The 13,066-nt window shown below is 72.1% G+C and carries 10 protein-coding genes; 7 read left to right on the top strand and 3 right to left on the bottom strand.

Features of this window, described 5'->3' with window-relative positions; genetic code table 11:
• Positions 1-64: 64 nt before the first annotated feature.
• Entirely contained in the window at positions 65-3,358 is a 3,294-nt protein-coding gene (locus IF54_RS0112295; protein ID WP_030317544.1) for a S41 family peptidase, read from the bottom strand.
• 208 nt (positions 3,359-3,566) lie between these two features.
• On the opposite strand from IF54_RS0112295, the gene IF54_RS0112290 reads away from it, so the two are divergent.
• Positions 3,567-4,172: a TetR/AcrR family transcriptional regulator gene (locus tag IF54_RS0112290; RefSeq protein ID WP_030317542.1), complete on the top strand. Its 606-nt coding sequence runs from the start codon at positions 3,567-3,569 to the stop codon at positions 4,170-4,172.
• 29 nt (positions 4,173-4,201) lie between these two features.
• Here the strand turns inward: IF54_RS0112290 and IF54_RS0112285 are convergent, their stop codons facing one another.
• Positions 4,202-4,831 (bottom strand): GNAT family N-acetyltransferase, encoded by a 630-nt coding sequence (locus tag IF54_RS0112285; protein WP_030317541.1) that lies wholly within the window; start codon positions 4,829-4,831, stop codon positions 4,202-4,204.
• A gap of 89 nt (positions 4,832-4,920) precedes the next feature.
• Between IF54_RS0112285 and IF54_RS0112280 the strand changes: the two genes are divergently transcribed.
• The 6 genes from IF54_RS0112280 (at position 4,921) to IF54_RS0112255 (ending at position 11,808) form a co-directional block, all read left to right on the top strand.
• Positions 4,921-5,415: a YbaK/EbsC family protein gene (locus IF54_RS0112280; RefSeq protein ID WP_030317540.1), complete on the top strand. Its 495-nt coding sequence runs from the start codon at positions 4,921-4,923 to the stop codon at positions 5,413-5,415.
• Positions 5,412-6,257, top strand: a complete 846-nt coding sequence (locus tag IF54_RS0112275; RefSeq protein ID WP_030317539.1) for a DMT family transporter — start codon at positions 5,412-5,414, stop codon at positions 6,255-6,257. Before IF54_RS0112280 ends, IF54_RS0112275 begins: the two co-directional genes overlap by 4 nt.
• 193 nt (positions 6,258-6,450) lie before the next feature.
• Positions 6,451-7,392 (top strand): ABC transporter ATP-binding protein, encoded by a 942-nt coding sequence (locus IF54_RS0112270; RefSeq protein ID WP_030317538.1) that lies wholly within the window; start codon positions 6,451-6,453, stop codon positions 7,390-7,392.
• Positions 7,389-8,735, top strand: a complete 1,347-nt coding sequence (locus IF54_RS0112265) for an ABC transporter permease (RefSeq protein ID WP_030317536.1) — start codon at positions 7,389-7,391, stop codon at positions 8,733-8,735. The genes IF54_RS0112270 and IF54_RS0112265 overlap by 4 nt, the downstream gene beginning before the upstream one ends.
• 4 nt (positions 8,736-8,739) lie before the next feature.
• Entirely contained in the window at positions 8,740-11,469 is a 2,730-nt protein-coding gene (locus IF54_RS0112260; protein WP_030317534.1) for a bifunctional YncE family protein/alkaline phosphatase family protein, read from the top strand.
• A gap of 63 nt (positions 11,470-11,532) precedes the next feature.
• The gene (locus IF54_RS0112255; RefSeq protein WP_030317532.1) at positions 11,533-11,808 is read left to right on the top strand and encodes a DUF1876 domain-containing protein; all 276 of its coding nucleotides are present in this window, start codon (positions 11,533-11,535) and stop codon (positions 11,806-11,808) included.
• Between the two features lie 86 nt (positions 11,809-11,894).
• Here IF54_RS0112255 and IF54_RS0112250 read toward each other — a convergent pair whose 3' ends face one another.
• Complete coding sequence (locus IF54_RS0112250) at positions 11,895-13,055, bottom strand: serine hydrolase domain-containing protein (protein ID WP_030317530.1); 1,161 nt, start codon at positions 13,053-13,055, stop codon at positions 11,895-11,897.
• Between the last annotated feature and the right edge of the window lie 11 nt (positions 13,056-13,066).

The raw sequence follows: 13,066 nt of genomic DNA, 5'->3' as shown, positions 1-13,066 counted from the left end.
CTGCCGGCCGGTGGGGCTTCTCGCGCAGTTCCCCGCGCCCCTAAGGGCAAGAAGCAAAAAGCACCTACCTGGGCGGCAACTTCGGCCTCGACCTGTTCGGGACGTCCCGGTAGTCGGGCGGGGTCGCCGGGGGGTTCGCCTCCAGCAAGGTCAGTGCGAGCTGTACCGCGTCGTCGAGTTGGGCGTGCCGGCCCTCCGCCCAGTCCAGCGGGGTGCGCAGGATCTCCAGGTCCGGGGTCACTCCCTCGTTCTCGACGGACCAGCCGTACGCGTCGAACCAGGCCGCGTTCATCGGGACCGTGATCACCGTGCCGTCGCCGAGCTGGTGGCGGCCGGTCATGCCGACCACCCCGCCCCAGGTGCGCTGGCCCACCACCGGGCCCAGCTTCAGGAGTTTGAAGGCGGCCGTGATCATGTCGCCGTCCGAGGAGGTCGCCTCGTCGGCGAGGGCGACCACCGGGCCGCGCGGGGCGTTCGAGGCGTACGACACCGGCTGGGCGTTCCTCGTCAGGTCCCAGCCGAGGATGGTGCGGGTCAGCTTCTCCACCACCAGTTCGCTGATGTGGCCGCCCGCGTTGCCGCGGACGTCGACGATCAGGGCGGGGCGGGAGACCTCCATGCGCAGATCCCGGTTGAACTGGGCCCAGCCCGAGCCGCCCATGTCCGGGATGTGCAGATAGCCGCAGCGGCCGCCGCTCAGCTCCCTGACCACGGCCCGGCGTTTGGCCACCCAGTCCTGGTAGCGCAGGGGGCGTTCGTCGACGAGGGGGACCACCGCGACCCGGCGGGAGCCGCCCTCGCCCGCGGCCGGGGTGAAGGTCAGCTCCACCGTCGTACCGCCCGCCGCCGCGAGGAGAGGGTACGGGCCCGCGACCGGATCGACCGGGCGGCCGTCCACGTGGGTGAGGACCGCGCCCTCGCGGATGCCCGTGCCGGCCAGCGGGGAGCGGGCCCTGGAGTCCGAGGAGTCGCCCGGGAGGATCCGCCGGACCGTCCAACCGCCTTCCCTCAGCTCGAAGTTGGCGCCCAGCAGGCCCTGGCGGCGCTGGTAGTGGGGCGGGCCCTCGTTGCGGCGGGCGGGGGTGACGTAGGCGTGGGAGGTGCCCAGTTCGCCGAGGACCTCGCGCAGCAGGTCGGCGAACTCGTCGGGGGAGGCGACCCGTTCGAGCAGCGGACGGTACTGGTCGAGGACCGCGTCCCAGTTGATGCCGCACATCCCGGGGTCCCAGAAGTACGCCCGGATCAGCCGGCCCGCCTCCTCGTACGACTGGCGCCACTCCGCGGGCGGGTCGACCTCGTGCAGGATGCGGCGCAGGTCGATCCAGACGGTCGAGTCGCTGTCGCCGGACTCCGTCGCGGGGGTCGCGCGCAGCTCGCCCTCGTCCACCAGGACCAGCCGGGAGCCGTCGCCGCTGACCGCGAACCAGTCCAGATGCTCGACGAGTTCGGTCTTCTTCGCCTTGCCGACGGCGAAGTGTTCGAGGGTGGGGCGCTCGGAGGTGTCGTCCGGGTTGACGAAGGTCTCGCCGAGCGCGCCCGAGATCGGCCAGCGCAGCCAGACCAGGCCGCCGCCCGCGACCGGGTGCAGCGCCGAGTACTTGGAGGCGGGGACCGGGAACGGGGTGACCCGGCTCTCCAGGCCCTCGGTCTCCACGGTCACGGCGGCCCCGTCGCCGTCCTCGTCGGTGGGGAACGGGTCCAGGCCCCCGGCGGCCGGGCGGCCCTCGGGGTTGAGGGCGAAGGGGGAGGGGGTCGCGGAGGACAGCGGGACCAGATAGGGGCGGCAGCCGAGCGGGAAGGACAGGTCGCCGGTGTGGACGTCGTACACCGGGTCGAAGCCGCGCCAGGAGAGGAAGGCCAGGTAGCGGCCGTCCCTCGTGAAGACCGGGTTCTCGTCCTCGAAGCGGCCGTTGGTGACGTCCACGATCAGCCGGTCGCCTTCTCCCTTCGGAGCGATACGGGCCATCTTGATCTGGCGCAGCGAGCGGCCGATGCCGGGGTGCGACCACGTCAGCCAGTTGCCGTCCGGCGAGAAGGCGAGGTCGCGGACCGGGCCGTTGACGGACCGGATCAGCTCGGTGACCTGCCCGTCTGAGTCCTTCGTGGCGTTCAGCTCGGTGACCTCCCCGTCGGAGCCCTCCGTGCCCGCGGCGTCAGCCGCACTGTCAGGCACGGTCAGGAGCAGCAGGCGGCCGTCGTGCGAGGCGATGGCCAGGCGTTCGCCCCGGGGGTCGGAGACCAGCTCCAGGACCCGGCCGAGGCCGCCGGAGGCCAGGCGCCGGGGCGCGCGGTCGCCGGTCGCCCGGGGCAGGGACGCGATCTCGACGGCGTCCTCGCCCTCCGCGTCCGTCACGTACGCGACCTGGCCGACGGAACCGAGCATCTCCGGGAGCCGGACCCGTACCCCCGGGGTGTCGGTGATCGTGCGCGCGGGACCGTCCCGGTGGGTGAGCCAGTACAGGCTGCCCCGGACGACGACCGCGCTCGCCCGGCCCGTCTCGTCGACCGAGATGCCGTCCACGTGCTGGGCGGCGGGCACCTGGTACGTACGGCGTCCCGCGCGCGGCCCGCTCAGCCGTACGTCGAGCCTGCGGGGCTCCGCCGACGCGAGGTCGTCCACGATCCACAGGTCGCCGCCGCACTGGTACACCACCCGGGTGCCGTCGCTCGCCGCGTGCCGGGCGTAGAAGGCGTCGTGGTCGGTGTGGCGGCGCAGGTCGGAGCCCTCGGGAGTGCAGGAGTAGAGGTTGCCGACGCCCTCGTGGTCGGAGAGGAAGGCGATCCGGTCACCGACGAACATGGGGGAGTGGAGGTGGCCGTTCAGGTCCGGCAGCAGGCGTTCGCCGTGCAGCCAGAGCCGGCCGGTGGCGCCGCCCCGGTAGCGCTTCCAGGCGGCCGGTTCGTGGGGCGGGGTGCCGGTCAGCAGGAGGGTCCTGCGGTCGGCGACCTGGATGTCGGAGACCGGGCCCCAGGGGAGTTTGCGGCCGGGGGAGCCGTCGGTGGGGACCTTGTACGCCCAGGTGAAGTAGGAGAAGGGCTCGCCGTGGGAGGCGACGGCGAGGATCTCGCCGTTCGGGGTCCAGCCGGTCACCTGGGTGTCCGAGGAGCCCCAGTAGGTGAGCCGCCGGGCCGGTCCGCCGTCCACCTCGGCCAGGTGGATCTCGGGCATGAGGCTGCGCCAGCTCGTATACGCGATGCGGGTGCCGTCGGGGGAGAAGCGGGGGTGGCCGACCTTCGTGCGGTCCACGGTCAGCCGCCAGGCGCGGCCCGGGGCGTCGAGGGGGGCCAGCCAGAGGTCGTCCTCGGCGACGAAGCACAGCAGGTCGCCGCTCAGGTGCGGAAGGCGCAGATAGCTCACCTCCCCATGCTTTTCCGGGGGATGGACCGGAGCAACTTATGAAAAATCTCCTGGACTCGGGTGCAGGGGTAACTCATGAGTGACCGAGGGATGACCGGGAGGTGACCCATCACACGAACGAAACCGTTTCGTTTCGCTTGTGTATGCGCTACATTCGAGTCGTACGAAACAGTGTCGTTCGATGTCCTGAGCGGGAAGGGTGAGTGGCATGACCGAGGTCACGACAGCACGTCGCAGCCGTATCACCCCCGAGCGTGAGGCCGAGCTCTACGGGGCCGTGCTCGACCTGCTGAGGGAGGTCGGGTACGACACCCTGACCATGGACGCCGTCGCGGCGCGCACCCGGTCCAGCAAGGCCACGCTCTACCGGCAGTGGGGCGGCAAGGCCGAGCTGGTGGCGAAGGCGGTCCGGCACTCCAAGCCCGGCGCCCTCGGTCTCGACGAGGTCGACACCGGTTCGCTCCGGGGCGACCTGCACGCCCTCACCCTGCGCTCGGACGACTGCAAGATGGAGCAGGACTCCGCGCTCATGCGAGGGCTGGCCATGGCGATCCACGGCAACCCGGATCTCCTGAAGGCGTTCCGCGAGCACCTCATCGAGCCCGAGATGGAGGCGTTCCACCGGATCGTGCAGCGGGCCGTCGACCGGGGTGAGGTGCGCGCCGACAACCCGGCCATCGGCTTCATGATCCACATGATGCTCGGCGGGTTCGCCGCCCGCACGATGATCGACGAGCTGCCGCCGACCCAGGCCTACCTCATCTCGTACATCGACGCCGTGGTCCTCCCGGCGCTGGGCATTCGCCACGACTGACCCGCCCACCGGCTCCCCGACCGACCCGCTCACCAGCTCCCCGCTGCCGTCGGCCGGCCCAGATAGGTGACCGGTCCGGGATCCGGTACGGCTATCTCGTGGAAGCCGAGACGGTCGTAGAAGGCGCGGGCCGGGGTGTTGGCGGACAGCATGCACAGGTGCACGGCGGGCACGCCCTTCTCGTGGAGGGCGCCCAGCAGACTGCCCATCAGCGCCCGCCCGTACCCGCGCCCCTGCCAGTCGGGCAGGAGGTCGATGTGCAAGTGGGCCGGATACGCGGCGACTTCGGGCACCAGCATCCGCTCCGGATCGTGCAGCAGCGCCACGATCTCCTCGTCCGGGGTGCGCGGCGGCCCGGCGGGCCTCGGATAGCGGTCGGCCACGAGCGGAATCCACTCGGCACGGTAGTCCGCCACGAACCGGGCCGTGTCCGCGGTCCCCACGACGTACCCGACGGCCCGCCCCTCGCCGTCGTCCAGCACGAAGACCAGTTCCGGCTCGAGATGGGCGTACGGCTGCGCGAAGGCCGCCGGGAAGACACCGGGGTCGCGGTAGTGGGGGCGCGCGTCCTGGCCGACGTGCGCGGTGCGGACGCAGATGTCGTCGAGGGCGGCACGGTCCTGGGGGCCGTAGGGGCGTATGCCGGGAGTCGGGGTCATCGCAGCATCCTGCACGACGGGAGCGGGAACCGGAACGCTCCGTGGAACAGGGTCGCGTGGCCCGTACACCCACCGCTAGCGTGACGGACATGACGACCGAAGACGCCGCCCACCCCCGTTTCACCGAGGCCCTGAGGGAGCTGGGACTCGACGAGCTCAACGCGAAGGTCCGCCGTTTCCCGGACGCGACCCGGACCGCCGCCGAGGCCGCCGCGGCCGTCGGCTGCGAGCTCGGACAGATCTGCAAGTCGCTGATCTTCGCGGCGGACGGGGTGCCGGTGCTGGTGCTGATGGACGGGGCCTCACGCGTCGATGTCGAGCTGGTGCGCCGGGAGCTCGGTGCCGACAAGGTCACCCGGGCCAAGGCCGACGTCGTACGGGAGACGACCGGATACGCCATCGGAGGTGTGCCGCCGTTCGGGCACCGGACGCGGACCCGGGTCCTCGCCGACCGGGCGCTGCTCGACCACGACCTCGTGTGGGCCGCCGCCGGAAATCCGCACGCCGTCTTCCCCATCGCGCCCAAGGACCTCGTCGCCCACGCCGGCGCCACCCTCGTGGACGTCCGCGAGCACACCTCGTGACCCCGCTCGTCACCGCGGCCGTCCTTCTCGCCGCGGTCACGCACGCCAGCTGGAACGCCATCGCGCACCGGATCACCGACAAGCTGGTCGGGTTCACGCTGATCTCCGGCGGCGGCATGCTCATCGGGCTCGCGATCATCCCCCTCGCGGCGGTTCCGGCGGCCGGGGCCTGGCCGTATCTGCTCACCTCCTCCTGCGTCCACATCGCCTACTACGCGCTGCTGATGAAGTCCTTCCGGCTCGGCGACTTCGGGCAGGCCTATCCGATCGCGCGCGGCACCGCGCCCCTCGTCGTCACGGTGCTCGCCGCCCTGTTCGCCCATGAGGTGCCCGACGGCTGGGCCGCCGCCGGGATCGCCCTGTCCTGCGCGGGACTCACCGGGGTCGCCCTGTGGGGGCTGCGCGGACGGCGGCCCGACTGGGCGGCGATCGGCGCCGCGCTGGCGACCGGCCTCAGCATCGCCGTGTACACGCTCGTCGACGGACTCGGCGTGCGCGCCTCCGGCTCCTCCCTCGGCTACATCGCCTGGCTGATGGCGGTGCAGGGCGTGGTGATCCCGGCGTACGCGCTCACCCGCTGGCGCGGTCAATTCGTCCCTGTTCTGCGTCCGTTCGCCCCCGTCGGCCTCCTGGGCGCCGCCCTCTCCGTGGCCGCGTACGGCCTGGTCCTGTGGGCGCAGACGAAGGCCGAACTCGCCCCGATCGCGGCCCTGCGCGAGTCCTCCATCATCGTCGGCGCGGCCATCGGCGCGGTCTTCTTCAAGGAGCGGTTCGGGGCGCCGAGGATCGTCGCGGCGGGTCTGCTGGTCGCGGGGATCGGGCTGATGCTGCACGCGGGTTAGGCCGCCGGGCCCGGTCCCCGGCGGTCTTTCTTGAGCGGGCGGGTCAAGCCCCGCCGGACCCCACTCCCCGTTTGCCCTCCCTTGCCGTCCTTGCCGAGGCCTTGACGGTTCGTTCCCTGAGCGTTCAGGCGGGGGTTCGCGGTCTGGCCGTGTGCCGTCCCTAGGGTCCCTCCGGAACCGGAAGAGGGGACTCATGGACACACGGCACGCGGTCCGGGCCCGTGGGATCAGCAAGGGGTTCGGGGACGTCGTCGCGCTCGACGGCGTCGACCTGGACGTGACGCAAGGTCAGATCCACGGCCTGGTCGGGCCGAACGGGGCCGGGAAGACGACCCTGCTCGGGCTGCTGCTGGGGCTGGCCGTCGCCGACAGCGGCACTCTGGAGATCCTCGGGGCCCCGGTCGGGCGGGAGTTCGCCGCCCCCGGCTCGGTCGCCGGATTCGTGGACGGGCCCGGTCTCTACCCCTCGCTCACCGCCCGGCAGAACCTCGCCGCACTGGCCCGGCTCCGGGGCGGACGGGAACGTACCGCGGACGTCGACGACGTGCTCGACCAGGTCGGGCTCACCGCCGTCGCCGACGAACGGGCCCGCGGCTTCTCCCTCGGCATGCGCCAGCGGCTCGGGCTCGCCGCCGCGCTGCTGACCCGGCCGCGGCTGCTGGTCCTCGACGAGCCCGCCAACGGCCTGGACCCGGCCGGAAAACGGCATGTGCACGGCGTGCTCGACCGGCTCGCCGCGGGCGGCACCGCTGTCGTGGTCTCCAGCCACCGCATGGACGACCTGGAGGCGCTCTGCTCCGAGGTCACCCTCCTCGCCACCGGACGCGTCGTGTTCTCCGGCCCGCTCGGCAAGCTGGCCACGGAGAGCCGCGCACTCGACTACCGGGTACGGACCTCCGACCCGGAGGCCGCGCGCCGGCTGGCCGACGGCACCGACGGGGTCCGGATCGTCGACGACGAGGCGGCCGTACGACAGGACGCCGGACTCGTCGTCCGCGCACGGGTGCCCGCCCTCGACGAACTCGTCGCGCGGCTCGTGACGTCGGGCATCGCGGTACGTGAACTGGCCCCCGTGGTCTCGCCGTTGGAAGCGGCCTTCCTGGAGCTCACCGCGTCCCGGGAGGCGGACGGATGACGGCCACCGCGATCCGGGAGACCACCGCCCCCGCGGTCCCGGTCTCCCGCGTCTACCGCTTCGAGCTGCGCAAGCTCCTCGCCCAGTGGCGCGTCCGGCTCCTGCTCCTCGCCTGCTGGATCGCTCCCGGGCTCTTCGTCGCCGGGGTGTCGCAGCAGAGCACCCTGCCCTCCGACACCCTCTTCGGCCGCTGGATGCACGCCACCGGCTGGGCCGGCCCTCTGGTGGTCCTCGGGTTCGCGGGCACCTGGGCGCTGCCGCTGCTGACCTCGGTGGTCGCCGGTGACGTGTTCGCCGCCGAGGACCGGCTCGGCACCTGGCGGCACCTGCTGGTCGCGGTCCGCTCACCGCGGCGGATCTTCGCCGCGAAGGCGCTGGCCAGCCTCACCGTCGTCCTGCTGCTGGTGACCGGACTGGCCGTCTCCGGCACGGTCGGCGGCCTCACCGCGGTCGGCGACCAGCCGCTGGTCGGCCTGGACGGACACCTCCTGGCACCCGGCGACGCGGCGGCGCGGGTCCTGCTCGCCTGGACCGCGGTCCTCGCCCCCACCCTCGCCCTCGCCGCGATCGGCCTGCTCGGGTCGGTCGCGCTGGGCCGGTCCCCAACGGGCCTGCTGCTGCCGCCGCTCCTCGCGCTCGCGATGTCGGTCGCCCAGATGCTGCCCCTGCCCGTCGCCGTCCGCCTCGCCCTGCCCGGCAACGCCTACGTCACCTGGAACGGCCTGTTCACCGGCCCCGCCCAGCTCGCCCCGCTCCTGATCGGGATCGCCGTCTCCCTGGTGTGGGCCGCGCTCGCCACCACACTGGCCTGTCTGCTGTTCCTGCGGCGGGACTTCACCAACCTCGCCTACGACGGTGCCGGGCGCCGCGCGTTCACCGCGGGGCTGCTCCCGCTCGCCGGTCTTCTCGCCCTCAGCGTCGTGGTGATCGCCGTGGCCGTCCCCGCGGACGGCATCCAGCGGACCAAGGTCCAGCGCTCCCTCGCCACGGCCTTCGCCCACCTCTACCGGATGCAGACCGGCCAACTGCACCGGCCCGCCGTCACCGAGGCCCAGTTGCGGGCCTCGGCGGCCTGCACCAAGAGCGACGGACAGGCCGCGCAGCAGGGTCCGGGCAACGACTGGCGGTGTGTCGTGACCTGGCATCTGCCCGGGACCGCGGTCGCGGGGACCGCCGTCTACCAACTCGACGTCGGATCGGACGGCCGGTACGTGGCCGACGGGGACGGTCCGAAGGAAGTCAACGGCTACTTCCTGGTGCGGACCGAGACCGGGGACGCCCCGAACCCGCTGTGGCAGTTCGACGGAAACGTCGACCTGCTCGACACCACCTCGAAGGGATAGGTCCATGCACGTAACGCGCCGTATCAGGGAGAAGCAGCCGGCCGGACGCCGGACCCTGCTGGTGGCGGCCGGCATCGCGGTCGCCCTGGGCGTCACCGGCACCGCGGTCGCCTCGACCTACCAGTTCGGCACCCAGCAGGTCGCGCAGGACACCGCCAAGGGCGAGGTCATCTCCAGCGACCAGTACCTCAAGCCGTACGGCAGCCGGACCGTCATCAACGACGGCAAGATCATGTCGTCCACGGTCAGCCCGGACGGCACCCACCTCGCGGCAGCCGTCGCCGACGGCGACGCGGCCCTGGTCATCATGGACCTGGCGACCGGTCAGGTGAAGCAGAAGATCGGCGCCAACGCGGCCGACGACCTGCGCATCGGCAGCGCCGCCGTCGGTCAGGAGGGCCCGGTCTACTCGCCCGACGGCAAGCAGCTGTGGCTGGGCCAGGCCACCGGCTACACGAAGTTCACGGTGAACGCCGACGGCACCCTCTCCGACCCGGTGGCCGTCCCGATCCCGACCGTCGGCTCCCAGCAGGCGCTGGTGGGCGGGGCCGTCTTCTCGCCCGACGGCTCCACCGTGTACGCGGCGGTCAACGGCCAGAACACCGTCGTCGCCCTCGACGCGGCGACCGGCACCGTCGAGCAGACCTGGTCCGTCGGCACCGCGCCGCGCGGAATCGCCCTGGTCGACGGCAAGTTGTACGTCAGCAACGAGGGCGGCCGCCCGGCGAAGCCCGGCGAGACCACCATGAACTCGTACGGCACCCAGGTGCCCGCGAACCCGGACACCGGTGCCTCGACCACCGGCACGGTCAGCGTCATCGACACCGCCAAGCCCACAGCCGCCGTCGGAACGATCACGGTCGGTCTGCACCCGACCGCCGTCTACGCCAAGCGCGGCACGGTGTTCGTCACCAACACCGCCGACAACAGCGTCTCGGTGATCGACACCCGCAAGGACAAGGTCGTCCAGACCATCGCCACCCAGCCGTGGCCCGAGGCGAGGGTCGGCTACGAACCCGACGCGGTGACCCTCACCGACGACGGCCGCCTCCTGGTGACCCTGGGCCGCGCGAACGCGGTCGCCGTCTACCGCTACAAGTCCCCGCAGGAACCGGCCGGTTACGTGGGCCTGCTGCCCACCGACTACTTCCCCGCCGAGATCGCCACGGCCGGCGGGAAGGTCGTCGTCTCCAACACCCGCGGCATCGACGCCCGCCGTCCCACCACCGCCACCGGCCACGGCACCCACGACACCACGTCCAGCCTGACCGAGTTCACGCTGCCGAGCGACTTCGTGATCAGGTCCCAGACGGCCAAGGTCTTCCAGCAGAACGGCTGGACGCCGGGCTCGGTCCGCACGGCGAAGAAGGCCAAGAGTGCGAGGCCGGTCCCCGTCCCCGCCCGCCTCGGCGACCCCTCGACCATCAAGCACGTGTTCCTGCTGGTCAAGGAGAACCGCACCTACGACCAGGTCTACGGCGACCTGCCCCAGGGCGACGGCGACCCGGCGCTCACCACCTTCGGCGCGAACGTCACACCCAACCAGCACGCGCTCGCCGAGCAGTTCGGCCTCTACGACAACTTCTACGACATCGGCACCAACTCCGCCGAGGGCCACAACTGGCTGATGCAGTCGGACAACCCGGAGTACACCGAGTCGTCCGCCGGTGAGTACACGCGCAGTTACGACACCGAGAACGACGTCCTCGGTCACCAGAAGTCCGGGTTCCTGTGGACCGGGGCGCAGGCGGCAGGCGAGTCGGTCAAGGACTTCGGCGAGTTCCAGTCGACGGAGTCCAAGCCGGCCGGGGCGACCTGGCAGAACCTGTACTGCGACTCCAAGACCATGGCCGCTACCGGGGCGCCTACCCAGTACCCCATCCAGATCGGCTCGGCGATCCCCTCGCTCAACAAGGTCTCCGTGCAGGGCTTCCCGATGTTCGACCTCGACGTCCCGGACATCTACAAGGAGCAGATCTGGCAGCAGGACTTCGAGAAGAACGGCCCGGCGAACCTGAACATGTTCTGGTTCTCCAACGACCACACCGGCGGCCCGGCGAACGCCGCCGCCGAGGTCGCCGACAACGACCTCGCGGTCGGCCGGATGGTCGACGAGATCTCCCACAGCACGTACTGGAAGGACTCGGCGATCTTCGTCGTCGAGGACGACTCGCAGAACGGGCTCGACCACGTCGACGGCCACCGGGCCCCGGTCCAGGTCATCAGTCCGTACGCCCAGCACGGCACGGTCGACAGCCACTACTACACGCAGATCACCATGATCCGCACCATCGAGCAGATCCTCGGGATCCACCCGATGAACCAGAAGGACAGCGCGGCCACCCCGATGTACGGGGCCTTCACCCCGAAGGCGGACACCACCCCGTTCACCGCGGTGCCCAACCGCACCTCGCTGACCCTCGGCGTGAGCCCCACGCCCTCCTGCGGTGCCGACACCCCGGCCGCGCAGGACACCGACGCGGCCCCGGCGCCGACGTCCGCCGCCGTGCCGAAGGCAGAGCAGCCGCTCGCGGCACAGTGGAAGGCCTGGGCCTCGCACCAGCGCCTGACCGGCCCGCACGCGGTGCCGGACTACGCCAACAACGAGCAGATGAACCGCTACACCTGGTACCAGACCCACAACTGGACCAAGCCCTACCCCGGCGACAAGAAGGTCTTCGCCCCGAACGACGTACCCGGCGCCTACCTGCCCTCGGCGGAGTCCGACGGCTGACCCCCCGTGCGCCGCCGCCCGCCGAGGAGCACCCTGGAAACACACGCTTCGGAGGCGATCGTCATGACACACACCGCTGTGGGATGGCACATCGAGCTGGAGTTCCAGGAGGACGACCAGCACACGCGGGCGGCGGCGATGGTCCGGCTGCCGGACGGCACCGAGGTACGCACGCACGGGCACGCCACCCGCCATCACACCGACAGCAACCAGCCCAGGGTGGGGGAGGAGGTCGCCGGTGCCCGGGCGCTGAACGAACTCGCGATGCAACTGCTCGTCAAGGCGCACGGCGAGATCGACGACGCGTCCGGCCGGACGTCCCACCCGATCAACGTCTAGCGCCGCCCGGCCGGACGTCCCACCCGATCAACGTCCAGCGCCGCCCGGCCGGACGTCCCCTCCCCCCCCGGATCAACGTCCAGCGGTCACAGGGCCGCCCGCACCGCCCTGACCAGGGCCTGCGCCCGCGGGTCCGCCGTCACCGTCTTGCGGAAGCCGTTGGTGACATAGCCGAGGGCGATGCCGGTCTCCGGGTCGGCGAAGCCGAGGGAGCCCCCGCGGCCGGGGTGTCCGAAGGAGCCCTCGCCGAGGAACGGCGAGGCGCTGCCGTGCAGCATGTAGCCCAGGCCGAACCGGGTGTTCACGACGAGCACCCGGTCCGGTCCCGCCGACTCCTCGGCCCGGGCGAGCTCCACCGTGGCCGGGTCGAACAGGCGCACCCCGTCGACCTCGCCGATCAGCGCCGCGTAGATCCGCGCCAGCCCGTCGGCGGTCGCGATCCCGTTGGTCGCGGGCAGCGCGCTCGCCCGGTACGCCGGCTCGTTCTGGTCGGGGAACGGCGTGATCGCGGCGAAGGCGCGCCGGGTGAGGGAGTCCGGGTCCTGGTAGGCCTCGGTGACCGACCGCCTGGGCCTGGCGCGCAGCGCACCGGTCGGCTCCGGCGCCTCGACGCGGCCCACCCGTCCGGTCCGCCCGGCGGCCTCCTCCGCTGCGGGCAGACCGAGCCAGAACTCCGCCCCGAGCGGCCCGGCGATCTCCCGCGCGATCCACTCGCCCGCGCCGAGCCCGGTCACCCGGCGCACCAGCTCGTCCAGCATCCAGCCGTACGTCAGCGCGTGGTACCCGTGGTCGGTGCCGGGCTCCCAGACGGGTGCCTGGGCGGCCACCGCCTCGGGGCCCCGCAGTGGGTCGAGGGCCTCCTCGGGGGTGAGCGGCCGGTCGATCACCGGCAGCCCGGCCTGGTGGTTGAGCACGTGCCGCACCAGCACCCGCTCCTTGCCGTGCCCCTTGAACTCGGGCCAGTGCTCGGCCACCGGCGCCTCCAGGTCGAGCTCCCCGCGCTGCCGCAGCAGCAGGAGTACGGCGGCGGCGACACCCTTGGTCGCCGAGCGCACGACCTGCGCGGTGCCGGGTTGCCAGGGCTCGGTGCCGTCGACGTCCTTGGCGCCGGCCCACAGGTCGACCACCTTGCGCCCGTCCCGGTACACGGCGAGGGCCGCACCCCGGTCCCCGAGCGTCTCGAAGTTCCGCGCGAACGCGACCCTGACCGGCTCGAAGCCCTCGGCGACTGTGCCGTTCACGTCCACGTCCGCACTCC

Source organism: Streptomyces sp. NRRL B-3229 (genome assembly GCF_000719505.1).
Taxonomy (GTDB): Bacteria; Actinomycetota; Actinomycetes; order Streptomycetales; family Streptomycetaceae; genus Streptomyces; species Streptomyces griseorubiginosus.
Note: the sequence above shows the minus strand (reverse complement) of the source record. Positions and strands in the feature narration are given on the sequence as shown.